Origin of the sequence: Shewanella zhuhaiensis (assembly GCF_022484835.1) — a bacterium.
Lineage (GTDB): Bacteria > Pseudomonadota > Gammaproteobacteria > Enterobacterales > Shewanellaceae > Shewanella > Shewanella khirikhana.
The window spans coordinates 420,906-446,291 of record NZ_JAKUDL010000002.1 but is presented as its reverse complement, the minus strand read 5'-3'; the positions used below and the strand labels follow the sequence as shown (position 1 = coordinate 446,291).

Annotated in this window: 20 protein-coding genes and 1 pseudogene; 12 read left to right on the top strand and 9 right to left on the bottom strand. The window is 54.8% G+C overall.

Annotated features, from left to right (window positions below; genetic code table 11):
* Positions 1–10: 10 nt before the first annotated feature.
* The 3 genes from MJ923_RS07565 to pdsO form a co-directional block, all read right to left on the bottom strand.
* Entirely contained in the window at positions 11–664 is a 654-nt protein-coding gene (locus MJ923_RS07565) for a class GN sortase (protein ID WP_240590558.1), read from the bottom strand.
* Positions 651–2,822 carry a marine proteobacterial sortase target protein gene (locus tag MJ923_RS07560; protein WP_240590557.1) on the bottom strand — a complete coding sequence of 724 codons (2,172 nt, stop codon included), beginning with the start codon at positions 2,820–2,822 and terminating at the stop codon, positions 651–653. Before MJ923_RS07560 ends, MJ923_RS07565 begins: the two co-directional genes overlap by 14 nt.
* Positions 2,823–2,923: 101 nt before the next feature.
* The gene (gene pdsO, locus MJ923_RS07555; protein ID WP_240590556.1) at positions 2,924–3,652 is read right to left on the bottom strand and encodes a sortase-associated OmpA-like protein PdsO; all 729 of its coding nucleotides are present in this window, start codon (positions 3,650–3,652) and stop codon (positions 2,924–2,926) included.
* Between the two features lie 233 nt (positions 3,653–3,885).
* Between pdsO and pdsR the strand changes: the two genes are divergently transcribed.
* The gene (pdsR, locus tag MJ923_RS07550; protein ID WP_240590555.1) at positions 3,886–4,578 is read left to right on the top strand and encodes a proteobacterial dedicated sortase system response regulator; all 693 of its coding nucleotides are present in this window, start codon (positions 3,886–3,888) and stop codon (positions 4,576–4,578) included.
* On the top strand, positions 4,578–6,728 hold the full coding sequence (pdsS, locus tag MJ923_RS07545; protein ID WP_240590554.1) for a proteobacterial dedicated sortase system histidine kinase: 2,151 nt from the start codon (positions 4,578–4,580) through the stop codon (positions 6,726–6,728). Before pdsR ends, pdsS begins: the two co-directional genes overlap by 1 nt.
* Here the strand turns inward: pdsS and MJ923_RS07540 are convergent.
* Entirely contained in the window at positions 6,708–7,001 is a 294-nt protein-coding gene (locus tag MJ923_RS07540; RefSeq protein ID WP_240590553.1) for a hypothetical protein, read from the bottom strand. The two genes, pdsS and MJ923_RS07540, sit on opposite strands and share 21 nt — an antisense overlap.
* A gap of 58 nt (positions 7,002–7,059) precedes the next feature.
* Here MJ923_RS07540 and MJ923_RS07535 point away from each other — a divergent pair, with 58 nt between their 5' ends.
* Positions 7,060–8,256 (top strand): cystathionine beta-lyase, encoded by a 1,197-nt coding sequence (locus MJ923_RS07535; RefSeq protein WP_240590552.1) that lies wholly within the window; start codon positions 7,060–7,062, stop codon positions 8,254–8,256.
* A gap of 154 nt (positions 8,257–8,410) precedes the next feature.
* Positions 8,411–9,151, top strand: coding sequence for a carbonic anhydrase (locus MJ923_RS07530; RefSeq protein WP_240590551.1), 741 nt, complete (start codon positions 8,411–8,413; stop codon positions 9,149–9,151).
* A 113-nt stretch (positions 9,152–9,264) separates the two neighbouring features.
* Here MJ923_RS07530 and MJ923_RS07525 read toward each other — a convergent pair whose 3' ends face one another.
* The gene (locus MJ923_RS07525) at positions 9,265–9,819 is read right to left on the bottom strand and encodes a CreA family protein (protein ID WP_240590550.1); all 555 of its coding nucleotides are present in this window, start codon (positions 9,817–9,819) and stop codon (positions 9,265–9,267) included.
* A gap of 60 nt (positions 9,820–9,879) precedes the next feature.
* On the bottom strand, positions 9,880–11,241 hold the full coding sequence (gene yegD / locus MJ923_RS07520) for a molecular chaperone (protein ID WP_240590549.1): 1,362 nt from the start codon (positions 11,239–11,241) through the stop codon (positions 9,880–9,882).
* A gap of 285 nt (positions 11,242–11,526) precedes the next feature.
* On the opposite strand from yegD, the pseudogene ppk1 reads away from it, so the two are divergent.
* From ppk1 to MJ923_RS07505, 3 genes and pseudogenes are all read left to right on the top strand, one after another.
* Positions 11,527–13,647 (top strand): annotated as a pseudogene (gene ppk1 / locus MJ923_RS07515) (polyphosphate kinase 1); the annotation flags it as partial.
* Between the two features lie 190 nt (positions 13,648–13,837).
* Positions 13,838–15,310 (top strand): Ppx/GppA phosphatase family protein, encoded by a 1,473-nt coding sequence (locus tag MJ923_RS07510; RefSeq protein ID WP_240590877.1) that lies wholly within the window; start codon positions 13,838–13,840, stop codon positions 15,308–15,310.
* 350 nt (positions 15,311–15,660) lie between these two features.
* Positions 15,661–15,858: a hypothetical protein gene (locus MJ923_RS07505; protein ID WP_126167148.1), complete on the top strand. Its 198-nt coding sequence runs from the start codon at positions 15,661–15,663 to the stop codon at positions 15,856–15,858.
* Between the two features lie 106 nt (positions 15,859–15,964).
* Here the strand turns inward: MJ923_RS07505 and MJ923_RS07500 are convergent, their stop codons facing one another.
* Positions 15,965–17,725 (bottom strand): SulP family inorganic anion transporter, encoded by a 1,761-nt coding sequence (locus MJ923_RS07500; protein WP_420854427.1) that lies wholly within the window; start codon positions 17,723–17,725, stop codon positions 15,965–15,967.
* 254 nt (positions 17,726–17,979) lie between these two features.
* Complete coding sequence (locus MJ923_RS07495; protein WP_240590546.1) at positions 17,980–18,585, bottom strand: LysE family translocator; 606 nt, start codon at positions 18,583–18,585, stop codon at positions 17,980–17,982.
* 98 nt (positions 18,586–18,683) lie between these two features.
* On the opposite strand from MJ923_RS07495, the gene MJ923_RS07490 reads away from it, so the two are divergent.
* The 5 genes from MJ923_RS07490 (at position 18,684) to MJ923_RS07470 (ending at position 24,887) form a co-directional block, all read left to right on the top strand.
* Positions 18,684–20,027, top strand: a complete 1,344-nt coding sequence (locus MJ923_RS07490) for an aminotransferase-like domain-containing protein (protein WP_240590545.1) — start codon at positions 18,684–18,686, stop codon at positions 20,025–20,027.
* 154 nt (positions 20,028–20,181) lie between these two features.
* Positions 20,182–21,396, top strand: a complete 1,215-nt coding sequence (locus tag MJ923_RS07485; protein ID WP_420854421.1) for a multidrug effflux MFS transporter — start codon at positions 20,182–20,184, stop codon at positions 21,394–21,396.
* A gap of 387 nt (positions 21,397–21,783) precedes the next feature.
* Entirely contained in the window at positions 21,784–23,505 is a 1,722-nt protein-coding gene (locus tag MJ923_RS07480) for an acetolactate synthase 3 large subunit (protein ID WP_240590544.1), read from the top strand.
* Positions 23,505–23,999 carry an acetolactate synthase small subunit gene (ilvN, locus tag MJ923_RS07475; protein WP_126167153.1) on the top strand — a complete coding sequence of 165 codons (495 nt, stop codon included), beginning with the start codon at positions 23,505–23,507 and terminating at the stop codon, positions 23,997–23,999. The genes MJ923_RS07480 and ilvN overlap by 1 nt, the downstream gene beginning before the upstream one ends.
* A gap of 231 nt (positions 24,000–24,230) precedes the next feature.
* Complete coding sequence (locus MJ923_RS07470; RefSeq protein ID WP_126167154.1) at positions 24,231–24,887, top strand: hypothetical protein; 657 nt, start codon at positions 24,231–24,233, stop codon at positions 24,885–24,887.
* Positions 24,888–24,930: 43 nt separating this feature from the next.
* Here the strand turns inward: MJ923_RS07470 and MJ923_RS07465 are convergent, their stop codons facing one another.
* Positions 24,931–25,374 carry a MarR family winged helix-turn-helix transcriptional regulator gene (locus tag MJ923_RS07465; protein ID WP_240590543.1) on the bottom strand — a complete coding sequence of 148 codons (444 nt, stop codon included), beginning with the start codon at positions 25,372–25,374 and terminating at the stop codon, positions 24,931–24,933.
* Positions 25,375–25,386 lie beyond the last annotated feature (12 nt).

The window sequence follows — 25,386 nt, the reverse complement described above, 5'->3', positions numbered from 1 at the left end:
CGGCCGCAGCTTAGCGGCCATGTCCCATACTGAGCACCATGGCTTTGGCGGCGATTTCGGGACGGCTCCAAAGCTCATCCGGTTCGGCCACCACCACAAAGCGCTTATCGGTTCTGTCACTCACCCCGAAAAAGGGAAAACAGGTGATAAGCGTAAGCCGGTCAGATATTTGCTCCAATACCGACAACTCGTTTTCATGCACCACCGAGGTGTATTTCACCCGGTATTGGTGCCGCTCGCCCTGCATGTCTTCGAGCCACAACTCATCCCCCGGCGACACCTTTCGCAAAATCGCGAAGTGAGTGTCCCTGTGGCCGGCAATGACGGTATTGCCGCCATCACCCGGCACAGCGGTGTTTTCAAGCCAGGTGGGTGCAAACGCCAGGTTACGACCACTGGCACCCGCCAGAATATAGAAGCTTTCGCGCTCACCGCTTTGGCGCCGCAGCTCAAGCCGGGCAATGGGGTGGGTATCGGCCCAGCTCCAGGGCTTGTGGGGCAAGCCATCACGGCGGCTTTGCTCCCAGGCATCGGCAATCAGGTATTGGGCTAAAAAGGCTTTTGCTTGCATATATCCTCCGGCTCCCAGCAGTAACAGTCCCATCGCGGCGAGCCAATAGGGCCAGCGGCGCTTTTTGCGTGCACTGAAGTTAAATTGCGTCATGGCATCTTCCCCGAATACTCAGGCTACCGAGTTTATCGGGGCCGCCAAGGGTCCCCAGCAGTGCCAGCAACAGACACATGATGCCCGCCAGCAGGTAGCCAAGGCTTGAAGTAGCAGTTTGCGGTAAGCGGCCACCCTGCCAGCCATGGGGCGTGGCTTCTGCCAAGCGCACGTTTCGGGCATTGCCGTCGGTCACAGGGGTTTTATCCACCGCCACCAAACTGGTATGGGCGGTCACCAGATGGTATTCAAGCCCCAAGGCCACAGTGGCATCGCGGCGAGCGTCATTTGTCATTGCTTCTGCAGCAAGGGCATCGACACGGGCCTTGGCGTAAGTTAAATCCAGACCACTGGCCGCGGGCACAGGTCTTGGACTCAGGGTTCGCTCCCAGGGCTGACCGTCGGTATTCCCACGGACAATCAGCGGCATCAGCTCGCCCGGGGCCGCTTTAAGGCTCAACATCAGGGCTTCACCGGCATAGAGGTCGCTGAGTTTTTGCACAAACCCCTTCACTTCCCGGCCATCCTGCCAGGTCACGGTCAGATTGCTGATGACCGGGTGTTCGATTCGGCCAAGCAACCCGCTCATCTTGTCACTCACCTCACCGCCGTGGCCGATAAAGGTGAAGGTACCCCGGCCCGCCATAGCAGCGCGGGTCATGAAATACCCGTTCGGCGCCGAGCCAATGGCCACAGGGAACAGACGCGAGTGCCCCAGGCGGCGCTCAATCAGCGCAAACAGGGCATCTTCGCCATTCACGGCTCCGTCGGTAATAAACAAAACCTGGCGTAAACGCCCGCTTTCATCTGTCTCTCGGCCATCCAGTGCAAGCTCCAGCGCCTGGGCCATTTCGGTGCCGCCATTGGCCTCAAGCCCGCGGACAAACTGCTGTGCCATGCCAAGGTTTACCGCACTGGCCGGGCGCGCCACCGACCACAGCGGCCGTGCCTGATTGGAAAAGGCGATAATATTGAAGCTGTCTTCGGGCCTCAGCCCCCCCAGCGCATGCAGCAGCGCGCTGCGCGCCTGAGTCATGGAGTCCCCCGACATCGAGCCTGAGGTGTCTATCACCAAAATCAGCTCTCTTGGCAGCCGCGCCGCCATTGCGGGCTGCGGCGGCATAAAAGCAACCAATCCATGACTTATATCTTCCTGTGCCTCTGCCGGGTAGCTGTAGCCCCGCTGCACCAGAAAATCCGCCACTGCCGAGCTGCCTTCGTTAACGCTCCAACCGAGCACCATATCCCTATCGGCGTCCGCGTCCGGGCACAGCGACAACTGCCAGCCGCCTTCACGAAAGCTTTGCTCACACAGGCTATGGTTCGGACTGTCGATTTGCCCCAGATTAAAACCCAGGATACTGGCGTTAAGCGCCACCTTGGGCATGGCAACCCGGGCAAGCTCGGACTGGGGAGACTCATGCGGCCAAAAGCCATTTGGCGTATCGAGCGCTGGGGCGCTGTCAGGATGCAAGCGCCGAGGTGCGGCATCCGCCGAGTCAGAGGCAACAGAGGCACCATAACGGGGCGTTTGCGCGGTCGGGATCCGCAGCTCGAGTCGCCCTTCCCTGGGCTTGAGCACCTCTTGATAATCTATGCTCACAGTGAGCGTTTCACCGGGTAGAAAATTGGCGATGCGGGTCGTGAACAGGTTACTTTCGCTGTGACTGACCAGACTCGCCCGCTTTCCCTGCTGCCTTGCCTGGTTAAAGGTGCGCTCGGCGGTGCGCTTCTCCTGAATATCCCCCTCCAGAATGCGCTCGCCAATCGCCAGACGCATGCCGCTCACCGCCGCATTGGGTGGTAACGCAAAACGGTAGCTGCCATTAATGGGTTCACCGCTTTGATTCACAAAGGTTTGCGACAGGGTTACCCGGCTGACAAAGGCGCTGACTTTAAGGTCAACATTGGTGGAGAGCGCAAGCTGCGCCGCTTCCTTTCCCCCTTGCTCGAACACCAGCTCGCCACCCTGACCCGGTGCAGGCGGCGTTGCCGCCGCCGGGGAAACATAACCCTGACCTATGCCGATAATCTCGCCGCCAGCCGCTTGCGCGGCTGTGGTTGACTGACTTGCGCTGCCAAAAGCTGTAAACCCCAGTGCGAGAGTACAAATGCTCGCCCGGATCCCTGCGGCCGCTCCGCGTTTTACCATATTCATCCTGCTTTCCTGTGCTTGGCTGCCAGCTCGCTGGCACTGCCTGTGGGGCTCGCCCGTTAACACCCTGGTTTAACGGGCGGGGTTGTTGGCCTAACGCCTCATCAGTTGCTTTGATTGGCCGCCATGGACGCAGCGCCGGGCACCAGCTCAAGGGTGACGCGTCTGTCGAAGAAGTCCGTTTCGAAGCTGCCATCACTGTTTAATGGATTGGTCGCGCCGAAGGCCTGGCCCTGCAATCTGCCCCTGTCAACGCCCTGCTGCTCAAGGAAGGCAATTACATTGGCAAGACGCTGCTCAGACAGGGCCTGGTTGTAATCGCTGTCGCCGCGGCGGTCGGCAAAACCTTTAAGGTCGATGGACAGACCTGGGTCGGCATCCATCACCTTGGCCACTGCCGCCAGCTGGGATTGGAAGTGGGGCTCAATTTCCGATGAGCCGGTTTTGAACTGCACGTTAAGGCCGAGGGTAAGCTCTGTGAGCTTGGCTTCACGGGCTGCGTGGAGCGAGTTAAGCTGAGCCCGGGTCATGGCGTAATCGCTTGCCAGCGCATCATAGTTGGCGCTGCGCTCCGCCAGGGCCTGAATTTGCTTGTCCTGCTCAGCAATTGCCACCTGCTGCGACTTAATCTCTTCTTCATCGCCAACTGACTTACCGATAATGCCGCCGGCAAACGCACCGATAATGGCGCCAACAGGGCCGCCGACTGCTGCGCCAATCAGCGCCCCCGAACCCAGGCCCACCAGCTCTTCAGTGTGCTCACGTTCTTCGGCATAGGCAGCCGGGGTCATCAGTGTCAGGGTTACGAGGCTGGCAATCAGTTTGGTTTTCATAAGTCATCATTCCTTGTCTTTACCGCCGCAGCGGCCTGTTGTTGATGGACTTATTAAAACGCGGTCAAATGGCAACCGAAGGGAGCAAAAATGGCAGTTCGACTATCAATTGTGGCAACAAAATGGCAATCGTCGGGGCTCGCTTTCAATAGCGCTAAATTGCTGTATAGTCGGCCATAGATTGGATAACAGGCCCCGGTCTCCAGCAGTGGGCCGCAGTAATGAGCTTGAAAATGAAACGTATCGCCATTGTCGAAGATGAAGCTGCCATTCGCGAAAATTACAAGGATGTGCTGCAGTCACACGGCTATCAGGTACAGACCTTCGCCAACCGCCCCGACGCCATGGTTGCCTTTCAAACCCGCTTGCCGGATCTGGCCATTATCGACATTGGCCTGGAAGGTGAAATCGACGGTGGTTTTACCCTGTGCCAGAGTTTGCGGGCCATGTCTGCCACCTTGCCGATTATCTTTCTTACCGCCAGAGACAGTGACTTTGATACAGTGACCGGCCTGCGGCTTGGTGCCGACGATTATCTGTCCAAGGAAGTGAGCTTTCCGCATTTGCTGGCAAGGCTGGCGGCGCTGTTTCGCCGCTGCGAGCAGTTGAGTGCGCCTTCTGAACCGGAAAACCTGATGGTGCGCGGGCCACTGACCATAGATGCCAACCGTATTCAGGTGTACTGGCAGGAGCGCCCGATTGAACTGACGGTCACCGAATTCTGGATGGTTCACGCGCTGGCGCGTCACCCAGGCCATGTACGCAGCCGCACAGAGCTGATGCAGGAAGCCAAAATCTATGTGGATGACAGCACTATTACCAGCCACGTAAAGCGCATTCGTAAAAAGTTTATTGCCGCCGATGAAGCCTTTGACTGCATAGATACCGTGTACGGCATGGGTTACCGCTGGGATAGTCAGGGCTGATGATAAGACTGCCGCTAGGCCTGCGCTCCAAGGTCATTATTCTTTCTGCGTTTTTGCTGTGCCTGCCCTGGCTTGGCTACCAATATGTGTGGGAAATGGAAAAGTACCTGCGCCACGGTCAGGAACGCACCCTGGAGGGCACCACCGCAGCGCTTGCCACCGCGCTGCACGAGCGGCCACGGCTGTTTGACAGCCAAAGCAGCTTCCTTGCCCAGGTTGAAAAACGCAAAGATCTTTATGCTCACCCGCTTTCGGGGCCAATTCAGCTGGACGGCAAACTGGATGACTGGGAGCCCTATCGGCACAAAACCATGCATTATGGCGCCGATATGCAGCTGCTGCCCCAGGCAACCAGCAAGCTCAGTTTCAACCATATGATTGGCCGCTACGGCAATTATCTGTACGCCTTTTTTGAAGTCACTGACCCGCATCCTGTGTACCGCGGCCGCAACAGCCTGAGGGTCGACAGAAACGATCATCTCGCCATTGCCACTCTGGATGGCGCCGGATTTTTCCACCGTTACGTAGTATCAACCCAAAAAGATGGCTGGGTAAACGCCTTTGAGCTGCCCGCCGATGCGGCATTGAGTTTGCCTGCATTACCGGAAGTGCGTATTCAGGGCCAATGGCACACCTCGGCCACAGGCTACAACATCGAGCTTAGGATCCCGCTGGAAATGCTTGGCGGCAAAATCAGTTTTGCCCTCCATGATGTCAACAATCCCCGAACTCGCGATATCGAAGGCATTACCGGTACCTCGGCCACAGATACCCCGGATAATCTGGGCACAGTGCTGGTACCTTCTCCGGAAATCGAAGCCATTATCAAGGGGATGAGCCATAACAGCGCCCGTATTTGGGTGGTGGATCGCCATGGCCGGGTGCTGGCACGCTCGGGCGATATCCGCAATGGCGACAGTGTCTGGACCCGCGCCATCGAAAACGACAAACCCGAAGGCATGTTGGAGCACTTTGTGCAGCAGTATCTTTACCCGCTTTACTACCGGGTGCTGACCAAGCCGCCAAAGGACTTTATCGATGGCCTGCAGGACTCCACCGAGCTTGAGGGCAGCCATATACAACGTGCGCTGAACGGTAACCCCGCCAGCACCTGGCGCCTGACGCCTGACAACAAGGCCGTGGTGCTCGCGGCCGCAAGCCCCATCTGGATTGACGATAAGGTGATGGGCGCCGTGGTGGCCGAAGAAACCACCCACGGTATTCGCACCCTGCGTAACCGAGCGCTGGAAAAACTCTTCAACGTGATTTTGACCATTATGAGCATGGGCACCCTGGCGCTGTTTTTCTTCGCCTCCAATATTTCCAGCCGGATCCGCAATTTGCGCGATCAGGCCGACAGTGCCATCGATGCCCAGGGCCGGGTAAAAGCCAGCATAGTGCCATCCAAATCGCTGGATGAAATTGGCGATCTGTCACGCTCGCTTTCAGGCATGGTGCAGCGGCTATCCCAGTACACTCAGTATCTGGAAAACATGTCCTCTCGCCTCGGCCATGAACTGAGAACCCCAGTCGCCGTGGTACGCTCAAGTCTCGAGCATCTGTCGATGCAGCCACTCGGGGAAGATAAGCAAAAATACGTTGAACGGGCCCAGGAAGGGGTCAGTCGCCTGAGTCTTATTCTGGCCAATATGAGTGAAGCCACCCGGCTTGAGCAGTCGCTATCCCAGGCCGAAGCCATCAGTTTCGATGCCTCCAGGGTTATCCGCGGCTGCGTGCAGGGCTATCAGCTCACCTACCCTCAAATCCGTATTCAGCTCAGTGAAGCTGAGGGCAATTATCAGATGAAAGGCGTGCCCGAATATCTGGCGCAGCTGCTCGACAAGCTCTTTAGTAATGCACTGGAATTTATGGAAAAAGACTCGACCATCGAGATATCGCTTGGTCATAGCCAGCGGCAAATCAGCCTGAGCGTTGCCAACAAAGGCCCCTTGCTACCCGCGGACATGGCGGAGCGGATTTTTGACTCGATGATCACCGTTCGCCCCGCGACTCAGGACAGCAAACCACACCTGGGCCTTGGGCTTTATATCGCAAGACTGATTGCCGATTTCCACGGCGGCAGCCTCGCCGGCAGTAACCAGCCCGCTGGTGATGGAGTAATTTTCACCTTACTGCTGCCCCAGCACTGATGACATTGCTGATTGTCCATTTAGATTGTGCCAATTGCAGGCTAAACAGAACTGCCAAAACAGCAATCCTGCATCCGTGGTGAGTTTTTGTACAGACGGACGAATTGCTGCGTTGGCATATACGCGAAAGACAGATAGAAAAATAGACACAAAGAGCCAGAAAAGAAGGGAAAACATCGGGAAAGAACAAGCAAAAACGCAGAGCGTAAGCCAGGGCTGCTGTGCCTTTACAATCAGGCTTTGCTTTACCTTGATGCCTTCGATCACTCGCATTTAGCCATCTACATGGTAAGATGGCCAAATTATATGCCTTGAGGTACAGGATATACCCATGACAGAGAAAAACCTGAAAACCGCCACCAAGATTGTCAGTTTGGGACGTGATAAAAAGTACAGCAAAGGGGTGATAAACCCACCTGTGTTCCGCGCCTCCACCATAGTGTTCGACTCCCTCGAGGAGATGCGCTTTGCCGCCAAAAACAAACACAATGGTGAGATGTTTTATGGCCGTCGCGGCACCCCTACCCACTTTGGTTTTCAGGCCGCCATTGCTGAACTGGAAGGCGGTGCAGGCACGGCACTCTACCCAAGCGGCGCCGCCGCCATTGCCGGCAGTCTGCTGGCATTCCTCAAGAATGGCGATCACCTGCTGATGGTTGACAGCGCCTACGAGCCTACCCGGGATCTTTGCGATAAGGTGCTTAAAGGCTACGGCATCGAAACCACTTATTACGATCCGCTCATCGGCCAGGATATCGCCGCACTTATCCGCCCCAACACTAAGGTGCTGTTCCTCGAATCACCCGGCTCCATCACCATGGAAGTGCAGGATGTGCCAACCCTGGCGCGTATTGCCCACGAGCACGGCTTGATTGTGATGCTGGATAATACCTGGGCCTCACCTATCAATTCGCGTCCGTTCGAGATGGGCGTAGATATCTCGATTCAGGCTGCCACCAAGTACATCGTTGGCCACTCGGACGTGATGATGGGAACGGCGACAGCCTCTGAACAGTACTGGGATCAGCTGCGTGAACACAGCTATCTGCTGGGGCAAACCACCTCGGCGGACGATGCCTATCTTGCCGCCCGGGGTCTTCGCACTCTGGGCGTACGTATGGCGCAGCACGAAAAGAATGCCCTTGCGGTTGCCAACTGGCTGCAAAGTCGTCCTGAGGTAGACCACCTGCGCCATCCGGCCTTTCCCAGCTGCCCGGGGCACGAGTTCTTCAAGCGCGATTTTTCCGCCAGCAATGGCCTGTTTTCCTTTGTGCTCAAAGAAGGCACTGCCGAAGCTATGACCGCCTTTGTGGAAGGCATGCACCACTTCAAAATGGGCTTTTCCTGGGGTGGTTATGAAAGCCTGATTTTATGGGTGTCGGGGATCCAGAACATTCGCTCGGCCACCCGCTGGGATGCCAGCAAACCGCTTATCCGGGTGCATATCGGCCTTGAAGATCCCGAGGATTTGATAGCCGATCTCGAAGCCGGTTTCGCCCGCTACCACGAGGCGATGGCGGGCAAATAATTCGGCTGGCGTACGTTTATAACAAAAACCTCACTTTGGTGAGGTTTTTTTCTAAGTGAAACACTCACCCAAGGGAATTGTTAAGTTTCAGTTAATGATTGGACACTAGCTTAGCCGCGATCAGCAAAAACCACATTAATAAAAAGGAACTGACATGAGCATTTCATTCAACAAATCTGTGATTGCCGGCGCCCTGCTGGCGCTTGCCGGCACTGCGGTTGCCGGTGAAGGCCACTGGTCATATGAAGGCAAAGGAGCCCCTGAGCATTGGGGATCACTGAAAAATGAATTTGCCCTGTGTAAACAAGGCGTAAACCAAAGCCCAATCGACATTCGTGCCCTAGCCGATGCCGATTTGTCACCGCTGCAACTGGATTATCAGGGCAAAGTAGCGTCTGTGATCAACAATGGCCACACCCTGCAGGCCAACTTTGGCACTGGCAACCAGCTCACCCTTGAAGGCAACAGCTTTGAGCTGAAGCAGGTGCACATGCACGCCCCCAGCGAAAACACCATCAATGGCAAGCAATACCCGCTTGAAGCTCACTTCGTGCACGCCGATGCCGATGGCCGTCTGGCAGTGATTGGCATCATGTTCGAAGAAGGCGCCTCAAACCCAGGCTTTGCCGCCCTCGCGCCGGCTTATCCGGCCAAGGCTTCTGACGCCGTGCCATTTGGCGCCGAGCTGTCGCCCAAGGCCTTCTTCCCACAGAGCCTGGATTACTTCCGTTTCAACGGTTCACTGACCACGCCACCTTGCTCTGAAGGCGTGCGCTGGGTGGTGCTCAAGCAGGTACAAACCCTGTCTGCTGACGAGCTGAAGGCATTCACCTCGGTCTATTCCAACAATGCCCGTCCGGTACAGCCGGTAAACGCTCGCATCGTCGTGGAATAATGCTGCGCAGTAGCTAATAGGCCGCTGTAAAAAAGCAGTTGGATAACGGCTCAATAGCGAAAAGCCCGGCAATGCCGGGCTTTTTTATATGAAGGGAAACCTGCGCGCCAATTTCAGTTGGCCGTAGTTGTGGGCTCAGTTGCGGGCGCTTTTGCTGGCGAGCCCGACGATTTTTCGGACACCTTGCCCTGGATCACGCCAGGCGCCTGCCAGGCGTCAGTGCCATACAGAGGCACTGTGGAGAGCGAATGTTTATGGCTGCCGGAGGTTTCCTTGGTCGAGTAAGACAAATACAGCAGGCTTTGGGAGTCTGCATCGTAAATCCGCCTCACTTTCAAGGTTTTGAACAGCACGCTTAAGGAGCTTGAAAACACCACCTCGCCACTTTTACCTTTATCAATCGCTTCAATTTGAGATGGCAGGATTGGTCCGGTCTGGCGGCAACTTATCGACATATCGGAAGGGTCGGCAAGGGACAAATCCGCTTCAACCCGGCTGATATGACAGGTTACCCCGGGCACCTTGGGATCTTTTCGCGCATCTATCACCACATCCTTGGTGGTAAAAAGCCCAAGGCTGACCTTCCCCACATCATCACCACAGCCGCCGATAAGGCCGGTGGTGAGCAGCAAGGCGGCCGCGCTGAGTTGTTTCAGTGGATTTCCCATGGACTCGCTCCTTTTTGTTCAGATTTGCACTGCGGCGTTAGCCCTATCAGTCTGCAAACGTCAGTCCGCAAAAATAAGTGCGGCGCGGCGGGCAAGGCCCGAGGTTACAGAGCCAAAGTGGTCGCCATACACCACAGGCACCTCAGGATACACAGCCGCAATGCGGCTTGCCACCGAGGGGCAACGGCTACTGCCGCCGGTAACATATATCACTTCCGGCGCGCCCTTGTCCCCCACAGCTGCCAACATCAGGGCTTCGATCCGACCCATCAGGGGAGAAATCGCCGCATCAAAGTCATCACGACCTATATCACTTGGGTCACCATCGGGGTGAATGACCTGAGTTTGAATCTCGTCACTTAAAGCAATTTTGCCAAGCTCAGCAGCTTTAACCAACTGATAATGCTGCTGATCGCGCCTAAGCTTTTCAAGCCGGGTCAGTGGCGCTGGATCTTTGGCATCCTTTTTCAGCTCTTTGAGCAAGGTGGCGTAACCCAGAGAAAAGAACTCCCGCTGCGCACCCACATCATTGATGGCCACTGCCTGCCAAAAGGTTTGCCGCGGCATAGGTTTACCGGTTAACAGCTCACTGCCGAGGCCATAGTGGGGCATCAAACATTCCATCGCCAGCGCGATATCCAAATCGTTACCGCCGATACGCTGGCCGCTATGGCCGAGGCAATCATCAGCACGATCGCTGATATCACGGCGGCTTGGGCCCATTTGTACCAGCGAGCAGTCGGTAGTACCGCCGCCCACGTCCACCACCAGCACCCGGCTGTCGCTGTCGAGTTTGGCTTCATAGTCGAAGGCAGCCGCCAGTGGCTCAAACAAAAAGTGCACGTCTTTGAAGCCTGCACGCCCCGCTGCGGTACGTAAAATCCGCTCGGCCTGCTGATTGGCCGCATCGCCGCCAATGCCCTGGAAGTTGACCGGTCGGCCAATCACGGCGCGGCTTAAGGGCCCGGCTTCACCCAGCAGTTTATCGGCACGGTTTTTTACCTCAAGCATCATCAGGGTGACTATGTCTTCAAACAGCGCTTCCTGCTCGGCCCTAAGGCCCGTTGCGCCCAAAAAGGATTTGGGTGAGCGCACGAAAAAGCCTTCTTCCGGGGTTTCAAGGTAGGCGCTGAGCGCCGCCTCACCAATGAACACAGTGTCATCGCCAGCGAGTAAATCAAGCTCACTGCGCATCCGCCGGGCGCGGGCAAGCTCGGCACTGCGATTGGCCGCAAGTTCAGTGGCTTTATCCTTTGGCAACCTGGCCACTAAAGCCTCGGTGATGAAGCTGACATCCAGCGCGTAGACCACGGACATCAGGTAGTCGGAGCCCTGATCGCCGATGGGCAACATCTTTACACTGCCTTCTTCCCACAGCGCCAGAGCACAGTTGGCACTGCCATAGTCAAATCCTGCAAACACGCTAATTTCCCCGCTGGCGTTAAAAAGCCGGCCACGTTATCAAATTGACGCCTGCCTTGAAAGCCTTTGGCGTAAAAGCCTTGATAGCGGCCACAGCAGCCGCACTTCATAAATCTGACACATTTTTGAAGTAATCTCAGTCAATCGAGTATACTTTTTCAATATTCACAATAACTTGGCGATGCTTTGCATTTACGGTGAACCACCGGTTTTCAAAGTCATAAGCGCCTGATATTGTGTGCCTATATCAGCCTGCCGGCTGCGTGCGCTCAAAGGAGTTTTCGAGTGTCTCCCAATACAGACAAGATGTTTATCGACAAGGAACTTTCCTGGCTGTCTTTCAATGAACGGGTGCTTCAGGAAGCCTGTGATCCCGACGTCCCCCTGGTAGAGCGCATTCGGTTTCTGGGGATCTTCTCCTCCAACATGGATGAATTTTTCCGGGTACGGGTAGCCTCAGTCCGGCGTGGGATCCTGCTGTCCAGCTTGCAGGAAGGCCGCAATAACAGCCGCCATTTGATGGCCAAAATCCAGACCCGGGTACTGACCCTGCAGGAGCGCTTTGACACCATTTATGGCGAGCTGATGCGCGAGCTTATTCGCCGCAACATTCTGCTTATCAACGAATCCCAGCTGAATGAATTTCACAGCCAGTGGCTGAAGGTGCATTTTCGCGATCACCTTAAGCGCCATATTGCGCCGCTGATCATCTCAAGCCACCGCTCTGTGGTAAAACACATTGCCGATAACGCCACCTATCTGGCGGTATGCCTGCACGCAAAAGACCGCCGTCAGTATGCGCTTGTGGAAGTACCCACTAAAAATGTGCCCCGCTTTGTTGAGTTACCTGCAGAAAAATCGAAAGCTAAAAAGCATTTGATTTTGCTTGATAACATCATTCGTCACTGCCTTGATGACCTGTTCTCGCCCTTCTTTGAGTACGAAAGCATTGATGCGTTCTCGATGAAGCTCACCCGCGATGCCGATTTTGATATCACCGATGAGTTGGATCAAAGTCAGCTTGAGAAGATGACCCGCGGCCTGAAAAAACGCCTGACCGCCGAGCCGGTGCGCCTGGTGTACGACCGGGATATGCCGGAGCATATGCTGATGATGCTCAAGGAACAATTGGGAATAAGTTCCACCGAGTGTCTGGTGCCCGGCGGCCGTTATCACAGTTTCAAAGACTTTATCGCTTTCCCCAATCCGGGGCGCAAGTATCTGGAAAATGACAAACTTCCTGCCCTCGACAGCGCCGGCTTTGAGCGCTGTGGCAACAGCTTCGATGCCATTGCCAAGGGCGATATCATGCTCAACTACCCGTACCACAAGTTCTCACATTTTACCGAGCTTGTACGCCAGGCCGCCTTCGACCCGGCGGTAAAATTCATCAAAATCAACCTGTACCGGGTAGCCAAAAAGTCGCGGGTGATGCAATCGCTTATCGATGCGGTGAAAAACGGTAAGCAGGTAACCGCGGTGATTGAGCTTCGCGCCCGGTTCGATGAAGAGCACAATATCGAATGGACCCGCATCCTCGCCGAAGCCGGCGTTAAGGTGCACCACGGTATTCCTACCCTCAAGGTGCACTCGAAACTCTGTTTGATAGGCCGTGAAGAACAAGGAGAAACCCGCCTCTATTGTCATGTGGGCTCAGGTAACTTCAACGAAGGCACCGCCAAGGTGTACACCGACCTTTCGCTGTTTACCGCCAATCAGGAAATTGCCCGCGAAGTTGAGCAGGTATTTGATTTAATTGAGCATCCTTACAGACGTGATAACTTCTGCCATTTGATAGTGTCGCCCTTTGACGCCAGACAAAAGCTGATTTCGCTGATTGATGATGAAATCCTCAACGCCCGCATGGGCGGCAAGGCCGCTATTACCCTCAAGCTCAATAACCTGGTGGACGAGCAACTGATCGGCAAACTCTATGATGCCTCCATGGCCGGAGTGAAAATACGTCTGATCATTCGCGGCATGTGCTCGCTTATCCCTCACATCGATGGGATCAGCGACAACATCGAAGTCATCAGTATTGTCGACCGTTTCCTGGAGCACTCGCGGGTGATGCAGTTCTATGCCGGTGGCGAAAATAAGCTGTTTTTGTGCTCCGCCGACTGGATGAGCCGCAATATCGACAGCCGAATAGAAGTGACCACTCCTATTTATGATCCGCGCCTCAAGCAAATGGTGATTGACTTGCTGGCGTTGCAGCTGTCCGACAACACCAAGGCGCGTATCATCAACAAAGAGCAAAGCAATCCCTATCGCAATCGCGGAAATAAACGTAAAGTACGCTCCCAAATTGCGGTATATCAGTATCTTTGCCAGTACGAAAAACTTGAGCGGGCACGCATCGCCGAGGAAGTTGCCAGGGAAATGGCCGAAGCACAAGCCAGAGCGGAAGAAGCGGCCAAAGTCGAGGAGCTGACAGGCCTTTCGGCTGGCGATGGTAGCAGTGACCTAATGGACACTGAAGCCGCGTGTGCCGAGTCAAAAACCGCAGACGCAGCTTCACTCGCGGCCGCTGGTTGAGTTAATCGGGAGAAAATATTTGTCAGCAAGCCTTCAGCGTCATTTTGTGGCCATCGACATGGGCTCCAACAGCTTTCATTTAATGATTGCCAGAGAGCAGGATGGCAGTTTGCAGATCCTGCACAAAGAAAAAGAACAGGTACGGCTGGCCCAGGGCCTGAGCCCCGAGGGCTATCTGTCCGATGAGGCCATCGCCCGCGGACTCGAGTGTCTGCGCAACTTCAGTCTGCGCTTTTCGGATCTGTGTGAAACCCGGGTACGCCTGGTGGCCACCCACACACTGAGGGTGGCACGAAACCGTGATAAATTCCTCAAAGCGGCGCTGACCGTACTGCCCTACCCGATTGAAGTGATTTCCGGCCATGAAGAGGCGCGTCTTATCTATTCTGGCATTGCCCAAAGTCAGGTGCTGGAAAAACACAATCTGGTTATCGACATCGGCGGCGGCTCAACCGAGGTCGTCATCGGCGAGAAAAGTCAGCCAGTTAAGCTATCCAGTTTGCGTTGTGGCTGTGTGAGCTACAACGAGCGCTTCTTTGCCGACGGCAAACTCAGCTTAAGTGCCTTTCGCGCTGCGCAGGCCGCGGCCGACAAGCAGTTTTCCTCACTGTCGAAAGAGTATTTCGATGGCCGCTGGGACCTGGTACTCGGCAGCTCCGGCTCTGTAAAAGCCATCTGTGAGGCGCTGGCCGAAACCGTCGGCGAAGAGACTGTGACCCTGGCACGGCTCAAGGAGCTTAAGTTAAAGCTGGTGCAGGCCGGGCATGTGGATGCGCTGGAATTTGCCAATATCGACCGCAAGCGGATTATTTTGGTGCCTGCAGGCCTGGCAATCCTTATCGGCTTTTTCAAACGCCTCGAAATTGAAAAGCTCGAGCCCACACCCGCCGCCCTGCGTGAAGGCGTGCTGTATGAGCTTGCGCAAATCGACCAGTCTCAGGACATTCGCCACCGCACCGTAGAGAGCATTGCCCAGCTTTATCATGTGGATACCAAACATGGCGCCCGGGTACGCACCACCGCCATGACTTTGTTTGATGCCGTGGCCGACGCCTGGAATATCCGTCCCCATGCGCGTCTGTTGGCCTACGCCGCCTCGCTGCACGAAATCGGCATTCATATCAGCTCCCGCGCCCATCACAAGCATGGCAACTACATTATTGCCAACAGTGACTTGCCTGGTTTTTCCGAAGATCTGCAGCAAGATCTTGCGATGCTGATTGGCAATCAGCACAAAAAGCCCCAGTTCGACAATATCAACGCCTTGCCCGATGGCCGCCGCGAAATATTGGTCAAATTGCTGTGTTTACTGCGACTGGCGATTTTGGTGAACCTTGGCCGGGTTGCCCGCTCGCTGCGGTTAAGCTGCTCGCCCCTTGGAGATAACGAGCTTGCGCTAATCCCCGAGCAAAGCGCGCGGGTGGACATGTTGCTTAAAGACCTAAAGCGGGAAAAGAAACACATGGCCCAGCTTGGGCTGCTGCTGCGGCTCGATAGCGAAATTATTCCCTCGGCACTGGACGACTTCTAACGTCTTTACAAGGCGCTGTTTTTAATGGATATATTCTTTTCCCTGCCGTAACTTGGGTAAAACAGCAAGACCCAAGTGAACAAATCGCATCGGCTTGGGTCAAACAAAAAGAGTGGCTCACAAATGTGGATTATTTTTGGGTCCTTTTTCAATTTACGGTGGCAACGAGAGCGTCATACCGTTAAACTTCTGCACGTTAGTACCAGTTTCTGTTCGGACTTTTAACCATAACAAGCGCATTACCGTTCAGGGTACAACAAGGATGATAAGGGTCTTTTGGGACCATTATCCGAGGCATTGGGGAGAGCGCACGACGCGCAGCCTTTCTGGGAAAACCTTAAGGTTTGTATATGGAAATCACGATTTTATCGCTGCTTATCTTGCTTGTGGTGTTGCATTGCCTTTTTGGCTATAAGGCCATCAGCAACGATGCAAAAATAACACCCGCGCAAAAACTGCTGTGGTGTGTGTTGAGTTTGAGTCTGGGCCCGGCCGGATACTATTTTTATCAAGGCCTGATCCCCTGCGATATGCTGGGACGTGAATAAACCTGGGACGCAAAATACGCGATTCAGATGCGCAGCAGGCCAGAGTCATACGCACAAAAAGAAGCCCCGCCAATGCGGGGCTTTTTGTATCCAATTAACTCTGCCATCAGATCTGGCTGTGCTCCAGCACCAAATCCAAATCCGGCGGCCGCTTCAGCACCGGCGCCTGACCGTCTGCCACCGCCTGCTTATAAGACTGACTCATCTTCAGTGCCAGATAGAGATCCGAGCGAATAAGCAGGCCACCATCCCCTGTGGGGATCCCCTGGGCATCACACCAGCTTATCAGCTGACGTTTTCGCCCTGCCAATATCAGCCGTATATGGCGCCGTTTAAAGAAATTAAACAGATCCGACAGCATTGCCATCACACTGATGTCAGGGTGAGTAAAACAAGGCACAGCATCGATAATCACCACATCCGGCGTTTCCGCCTCGGCAGCGATTTTCTCTATCAGCCGGCGCTTGAAATAGCTGGCGTTAAAGTAGGTCAGCGGCGAGTTGAAACGGTAAATAAACACGCCGGGTACCGGAGTTGCTTTATCTGAGCCGTCCAGGCTTCGCAGTGTCCCTTTGGAATCCAGCCCTAAACACTGATCGCTTGGGCGCATTACCACCTGCAAAAACTGAAACAATCCCAGCAGCACCGCCAGGGTGATCCCGGGAATGACTCCAATCAAGAGCACAGCCACAAAGGTGGTGGCCGCGAGCAAAAACGCCCGGTTGTCCCGTTTTCTAAGCTTCCACAGGGTTTTCAGGTCAATCAGCGACCAGGACGCCACCACCAGCACCACGCCAAGGGCGGCCTGAGGGATAAACGACAGCGGCGCAGTAAAAAACCAGGCAACAATTCCAATCACCAGCGCGGCGATTACCGACACCAACTGACTCTTGCCGCCACTGGCATCATTCACTGCCGTGCGCGAATCGGCGCCACTTACCGCAAAGCCCTGAGAGAAAGCAGACGCAATATTGGCAAGTCCCAAGGCACGGAATTCTTTATCGGGGTCAATATCATAGCCATTTTTGGCCGCAAAGCTTCGGGCCGTCAGCATCATGCTCACAAAGCTCACCATGGCCAGGTTCAGCGCTGGCATCACCAGTTCACGGGCAAGCCCGATATCAAACGCAGGCAACTGAAATGTCGGCATATTGCTGCTTAAATCCCCCACCAGCGCCACATCGAAGCGCTCAAGCCCTCCGGCCCAGGCCACCAGAGTACAGGCAACAATCACCACCATGGCCGCTGGCCAGTTGGGTTTAATCCGTTTTACCAGCAAAAACACCAACACGGCACTGAGGCTCATGGCAAGCGTTGCCCAGTGAATTTGACTGAAATAGCCAGGCGCAGCGGCAAGGCGGTCAAGCAGATAACGCTCGTCAAAACTGAAGCCCAAAATTTTGGATGCCTGACCGACGATAATGGTAATGGCCACCCCGTTGAGCAGCCCCATCAGAATGGGTTTGGACAAAAAGTCGGCCAGGATCCCAAGCTTGAAGCGACTGGCCAGTAAGCACCAAAAACCGGTCATGGCAGTCATGGTCATCACCAGCTGCCAGTGCTTGATGCTGTCTCCAGCAGCAAGTGGGGTCACCACGGCGGCAATCACGGCGCAGGTGGCCGCATCCGGGCCAACAATCAACTGCCTGGAGGTGCCAAAAAGCGCGTACACCAGCATTGGCAAGATACAGGAATACAGACCCACCAGGGCATTCACGCCCGTGAGCTGGGCATAGGCAATCGCCACCGGCAAAGCCACTGCACTGACCGACAAGGCAGCCCTGACGTCATCCTTTAACCAGTCTTTTTGATAATCTTTGATTGATGCCAGTCCCGGCATCAGGGACAACACACGCGACATGCCCACTCCTTGCAAACACTGTCAATTCCCTGCCTTATCCTTGAATTAGCGTAATTTGTCTATCCCCGCCAGCAAAAATAGTCCAATGAATGACAGATTTGTGTCAGCTTTTCGGGTGCGATGGGCTGAAACGGATGCAAAGTTGCTGTCTCTTGGGAGGTCATTTAGAGAGGCCACAAAAGCGGCCGCCTCCGGGGCCAGGCTCATGAGAGTGAGTGAGGTAACTCTTAGCTTACCTTAGCACCATTAGCGAGCCACTATCACAAAACGACCATCGGCAGAGTCGCCAAAAGGCATATCGCCATGGCCAGGTTAAAGCCGCGTCTGCGTCCGGCGGTATTGAGAAAACGACCAATTGCCTGCCCGAGGAACACCCAGGTGAATGAAGCGGGCAGTCCCACCAGATTGAATACCAGCACCATCATCAGGGCGCTGTACCAGTAACCATCGCCCGCGAGGGTAAAAGCACTGCAAAGCGTCATTACCGCAAGCCAGCTTTTGGGGTTAATCCACTGAAAGACTGCGGCCTCCATCACTCCCATAGGTTCGGTGCGCCCGCCGTTGTTATCCCCGGTCGGCGCGGTGGCAATTTTATAGGCAAGCCATAGCAGGTACGCCAGTGCTACCAGCTTAAGGCTTTGATGCAGCATCGGAAACTCTTCAAACAAAGTGCCAAGCCCAAGCAATACCGCCACGTGCAATGAGGTAGTGCCAAGCCGAATACCCACCACATGGCGCAAGGTGCGCCGCACCCCAAAATTGGCCCCGGACTGGGCCAACAGCACATTGTTGGGGCCGGGAGTCATGGTCATGGTGGCGCAGAACAATGCCGCTGAAACTATTAGAGTGGTCAGGGTCGGATCCATAAACAACCTCAAAATTGTATTGATACATTACAGGCTGGAAATCACTGAATTATTTCCATACTATATCGAGACAAAATGAGATCAATGGGAATATTGTCATGCGTACAATTTGGGTGCCTTCGCTGGAAAAGTTCAGCGGCAGCAAATACGAAAAGCTCGCCAGTGCCATCGGCGAAGCCATCGATGAAGGTATTCTGACCCCCGGCAGTAAGCTGCCTCCCCAGCGGCGACTGGCCTATGCACTGGGTATCACCTTAGGTACTGTCACCCGCGCCTATACCTTGGCTATCCACCGTGGCTGGGTAGAGGCCCGTGTCGGTGACGGCACCTATGTGCGTCAGCTCAGCCACGTGCAGCAAGGCCCACTTGATTTGGCCACCTGCCAACAAGCCATTACCGATCAGGCCACTGTGCTTGGTGAAGTACTGTATCGCCTTGGCCGCGACCCGCATCGGCTGGCCAGCCTGCTTGATTATCACGCCGCCCCTTTGGATGCGCAGCACAGCACAGTTTTCGATTACCTCAAAAACATGGGGATAGACGACTTTGGTGGCAAACTGGTATTCACCCAGGGGGCGCAGCAGGCGCTCTATGCCGCACTGGCCAGTTGCTGTGAACCGGGCGACTGGGTGCTGCACGAAGCCTGGTGTTATCCAGGTCTGAATAAGGCCGCCGCCGAGCTTAAACTCAATCTGGCCGGGGTGGCGTTAACCGATGATGGCCTCGATTTAGCAGCCCTTGAGGAAGCAATACTGCGCCACAGCCCCAAGGCCATGTACCTCACTCCCAACAGCCAGAACCCGGGCTGCATCGGCTACAGCGAGCGCCAAAGGCGCCAGGTACTGGCCCTTGCCCGCCATCATGGGATCACTGTCATCGAAGACGATGTAAATTACTGCACCGCTGATGAGTGGCAACTGCCATTGTGGCAATTGGCGGGAGATGCTGACTCTGTGGTGTACATCAGCAGCTTGTCGAAACGCTTTGCCGGCGGTATTCGTTTTGGCTTTATGCTCACGCCGCCAAGACTGCTTGGCCGCATCAATCAACTTATTCACGCCCAGTGCTGGATGGTGTCACCGCTACTGATTGAGCTTGGCTGCGATCTTATCCGTGCAGGCGGCGTGCACCAGCACCGCGACAGCTGGATAACCGGCCTGCAGCAGCGCTTTATCGCCATGGCAAATGACCTAGGGCTGGAAGCAAAAAGCCGTGGGCTCAATGGGTTGCTGATGTTGCCCGAGGGCTACCGTGCCAGTCACCTTATCGGCGCCCTGGCAAGTCAGGGGATCCTTGGCCGCAGTCTGTCGGATTTTGGCGGCCCGGCCAATGGGGTGCGCTTAAGCCTTGGGCGCATCCCAAGGGGCCAGGAAGATGAGGTATTTTCCCGGATCCATGCCACCCTGGCGGAGCTTTTTTCCCACGCCAATGCGGTGGTGTGAGCAGCAGCAACAATTGTTTGCAATTGACGCCGAAAGGCGACTGGCAGGCATTGTCGCCCTGCCCTAAGATGACAAGTTCGGCCATGGGTGGGGACCCCGGCCAAATCACCCAAGATACGCCTGATTTTTCGACATTCATCCACGAGAGGTAACAGTGGGAGCTCAGTCACAGCCCGAAACCACCCAATCAAGTGCAAGCCCGCAGCCCGGCAGAACCTGGCTTATCCCGCTGCTTGCATCCATAGTCGCCATCACGCCGCTGGCGATTGATATGTACCTGCCTGCCATGTCGTCCATTGCCGACAGCCTCAACTCCGACATCACCCGGCTGCAGCAAAGCCTCAGCGTTTATCTTGCCGGTTACGCCTGCGGCCTGCTGCTGTTTGGGCCGCTGGCGGACAAATATGGCCGCCGCCCATTGGTGTTGCTGGGGCTAAGTGGCTTTGGTATTTGCAGTCTATTGCTGGCCCATGCCACGACACCTGAAAGCTTTTTCGTGCTGCGGTTTATCCAGGCGATGATTGGCTCCGCCGCCACTGTGGTGGTGCCTGGCTATGTCAAAATTCTATATGGCGACAACACCGCCAAGGGCATGTCCTATGTCAGCCTGATCATGATGCTGGCACCGCTGATCGCGCCCAGTATCGGCAGTTTTATTTTGAAGATAAGCCATTGGCAGATGGTGTTTTATGTTCTCGCTGTGTACGCCTTTGCCGCGCTGGTGTTGGTCTTTTTTGGCCTGAAAATCCCGGAGCCCGGCAAAACGAGTGAGCAAAAGCCCGGGTTTATCCAGGCATACAAAACCGTGCTGTCGCGCCCCGGAGTAAAGGGCTTTATCGCCAGCGGCGTGCTCACCTCGTTTGCATTTTTCTGTTATCTCACCGCATCGGCTTTCGTGTTTATGGAAGTGTTCGCTCTGGATAGCCACCATTTTGCCATGGTGTTTGCAGCCAATGTGGGCGCGCTGATGTTGGCCAACGTGATCAACTCGCGGATTGTCGGCCGTTATGGGTCCCTCAGGCTTCTCAGGGCTTCCAGCGTACTGGGGGTCATATTTGCGCTGCTACTGGTTGGCGCCAATGCGCTTGAGCTGGGATTGATGGCTACCATGGTTACCCTGATGCCGCTGATGGCCTGTCTTGGGGTGATGTCGGTAAATGCCGATGCCATTGTGTTGCTTAAGTTTCAGCAGGAAACCGGCACAGTGACGGCGGTTATCGGCACCCTGAGGTTTGGCATTGGCGCCGCCGCAGGCCCACTGCTTGCGCTGCTCTATACGGGCACGGCTTTGCCATTTTCCGTCCTGATGCTGCTCGCCGTGGTGGTTGCTCTTTGGTGCCAACATCTGAGCCGTCGCACTCAGGATTAAGGATTCTGCAAAAAGCACTCAATTCGCCCGGCGCGGCCGCGCCGGGCACAAATCTTAAACTTCTTGTTTTATTCCAATGAATTAGATTTAAAACCTGCATAAAGTCAGCTATCTCAATTGCTGAAGTTACGACCATGAATGTTGAATTTTCTTTAAGTTCGTTGTTTTTTTTGAAATATGGCTTGAAATTGAGCAAGCTTTTTTGAAAGATGAAGGCCTGTCCACGAGTGACAGTTGCCACGCCGATCCGGTTCGGTGTTTAGATTCTTACCCGAAGCTTTGGCAATTGTGCGAGTTCTTGGTACCCCAAGGGCTTGGTTTTAGAGCGATTACCGTCGCTGTAACAATTTACTGTTTACCGTAACGGTATTTTTTGAGGATGCACGAATGGAAAAGCTTTCCGGCGCCAGCATGATCGTCCGATCTCTTATCGATGAAGGCGTAAAGCATATTTTCGGTTACCCAGGCGGTTCCGTACTGGATATCTACGATGCCCTGCATGAAAGTTCCAACATAGAACACATTCTGGTTCGTCACGAGCAAGCCGCTGTACACATGGCCGATGGCTATGCCCGCGCCACCGGTGAGGTGGGCGTGGTACTGGTGACCTCAGGCCCCGGCGCCACCAACGCCATTACCGGCATCGCCACCGCTTACATGGATTCGGTGCCGCTGGTCGTACTCTCGGGCCAGGTACCCTCAAGCCTGATTGGCAACGATGCCTTTCAGGAATGTGACATGATTGGTATTTCCCGCCCCATTGTAAAACACTCCTTTTTGGTGACAGATCCGCGGGATATCCCCAGCACCATCAAAAAGGCCTTTTACATTGCCGCTACCGGTCGCCCGGGCCCCGTGGTAGTGGATTTGCCAAAAGACACCCTGAATCCGGCGCTTAAGTTTGACTACGAATATCCGACCGAAGTCAAAATGCGCTCGTATAACCCAACGGTATCCGGCCACAAGGGCCAAATTCGCCGAGGCCTGCAAACCCTGCTGGCGGCCAAGAAGCCGGTGCTCTACGTGGGTGGCGGCGCCATTATCTCCGCCTGTCAGCAGCAAATTCTGGCGCTGTCTGAGCGGCTCAATATTCCTGTGGTCAGCACCCTGATGGGCCTTGGAGCCTTCCCGGGTACCCACCCAAATCATATCGGCATGCTGGGGATGCACGGCACTTACGAAGCCAACATGACCATGCACGACAGCGACCTGATTTTCGGCATTGGGGTTCGCTTCGACGATCGCACCACCAACAACGTGCAGAAATACTGCCCCAACGCCACTGTGCTGCATATCGACATTGACCCTTCATCCATTTCCAAAACCGTGCAGGCGCACATTCCCATTGTGGGCAGCGCTGACAAGGTGCTGGATGAAATGCTGGCGCTGCTCGATGAAGGTCAGCAAGGCACAATGGATGAAGCCGCCATCGACTGTTGGTGGAAAGACATCAACAGCTGGCGCGCCCGCAAGTGCCTGTCTTACGAGACAGGCAGCGAGAAAATCAAGCCTCAGCAAGTGATTGAAACCCTGTATCGTCTCACGAGGGGGGATGCCTATGTGGCATCGGATGTGGGTCAGCACCAGATGTTTGCTGCCCTCTACTACCCCTTCGACAAGCCCCGTCGCTGGATTAACTCCGGGGGACTTGGCACCATGGGCTTTGGTCTGCCTGCCGCCATGGGCGTGAAAATGGCCATGCCCGATGAAACCGTGGTGTGTGTGACCGGCGATGGCTCCATTCAGATGAATATTCAAGAGCTGTCAACCGCCATGCAATACGATGTGCCGGTGAAAATTATCAACCTTAACAACCGCTTCCTGGGTATGGTGAAACAGTGGCAGGACATGATTTATTCTGGCCGCCATTCCCATTCCTACATGGATTCGGTGCCCGATTTTGCCAAAATCGCCGAGGCCTATGGCCACGTGGGTATCACCATCACCCGCCCGGAAGAGCTGGAAAGTAAGCTCGCCGAAGCGCTGTCGCTCACCGACAGACTGGTGTTTGTGGATATCAACGTCGATGAGACCGAACACGTGTACCCGATGCAAATCCGCGGGGGCGCGATGAACGAAATGTGGCTGAGCAAAACGGAGAGAAGCTGATGCGCCGAATCATATCTGTACTTTTGGAAAACCAACCCGGCGCCCTCTCCCGTGTAGTGGGCCTGTTCTCCCAGCGTGGTTACAACATCGAGTGCCTCACAGTAGCGCCAACCGATGATGCCACCCTGTCGCGGATGAACATTACCGTGGCCGCCGATGAAATGGTGCTTGAGCAAATCGAGAAGCAGCTGCACAAGCTGATTGACGTGCTCAAGGTCTCCAACATCACCGAATCGGCCCATATTGAGCGCGAGCTGGCATTAGTGAAGGTGCGCGCCCAGGGCGAAGTGCGTGAGGAAATCAAACGCAGCGCCGATATCTTCCGCGGCCAGATTGTGGATGTAACCGCCAGCCACTACACCATTCAGTTGGCAGGCACCAGCGACAAGCTTGATGCCTTTATTAATGCCCTGGCAGAGGTAACCAAGGTGGTGGAAGTCTCCCGCTCCGGCGTGGTTGGCCTCTCCCGCGGCGAAAAGTCCATGCGCGCCTGATTTGCGCTCTCCATCCAAAAAAGCCGGTCAATCCGGCTTTTTTTATGGGCAAATGTCCGACTTTCAACCGATTCTACAAAGCAAATCAGTTCAATATGCTAACCAAATCCTGATTACAGCATTTTTAACCACAAACCAATAAAAGAGCAGTAAAGATAATCAGGTTTTACGGGGATAAGTGTTTTTTCATCCGGGCAAAGCCGCCCGGCGTTATAACACAAGGAGAGTCCCATGAAATACCTGCACGTCAAACAGGAAGACGGTTACACAGTTACCCTGGTCGCTTCCATCCCCACCGAGGACATTCTGGTCAGGTCCAAAGTGGATTATGTGCCCCAATACGTCACCGATGTGTTTGGTAAAACCAAACGGGTGACCAAGGACATTACCTTTGTAAAGCTCTTGAATCTGCTTCGAAAAGAGTTTCCCAAACATCAACTTATCAGCATGGGCACACCGGTTAATTTCGATGTGGCCCCCACCCATCTGAGCCGGGTTGAGATGCACTTTAAAGAAGAAAGCCAGGTGCGGGCCTGCCTTAAAGAGATAGCAGTATCCGATTTGCTTATCCGCTCCCGGGTGCAACCGGCATGGACCTGGGAGTCACCGATGCAGCATGGTCTGAGCGTCGTTCTGCACGTAGCCTGGTACGATACTGTGTACTTCCTGCAATTTAAGGACATTTTCCTTGGCGATTTGCATTGTCGCTACTCGGCCAAGTTTGGCTTCGATCCGAAAGACGCCAAAATCACCCACTTCCGCTACAACGATACTGGCGATTTGGAGGAATTCAAGACGTTGAATAAATTCGAAAAACACGCCGACAGTATTAAAGACAAGGTCGAGTTTTTACGAATATTCCGTGATGGCTCAGTCGAAAACACCTGATCACGTCAGGCACCAAAAGACGGTCTTGTCCGGCATTTTTACCTTAGCCCTGAAATTTGCTGGACAGGGCTCTAAGCTGCTCCAGTGTCGCTTCCAACCGCCGAATATCTTCACCTCTGGAACAATTTTCGGCCCAGGGAATTTGCTGTTGTTCAAGCATTTGCAGTACTTGCAGCCCTTTGGGGGTTAGGCTGAGTAACTTGGCTTTCTTATGGGCAGGGTTATCAACAAACTCCAACACATCAAGGACGTGAAGTTCGTTGGCGAGCCGTTGTACCCCCTGACGGCTTTGTCCCATTGAATGTGCTATCTGTGACACTGTCATGGGAGCCCCCTCCCTTGCCAATGCACCAAGCACCTTCCAGCGGGCACTGCTCATATCCTGCTCTTTACCGAGCCGATCACCTTCGTTGGCAAGCAAACCCGCGAGTTTAAACACTTCCAACACTATGTCTGTAAACAGCTGCCCTTTGGCTGAACGCTGCATGGTGAACTCCTT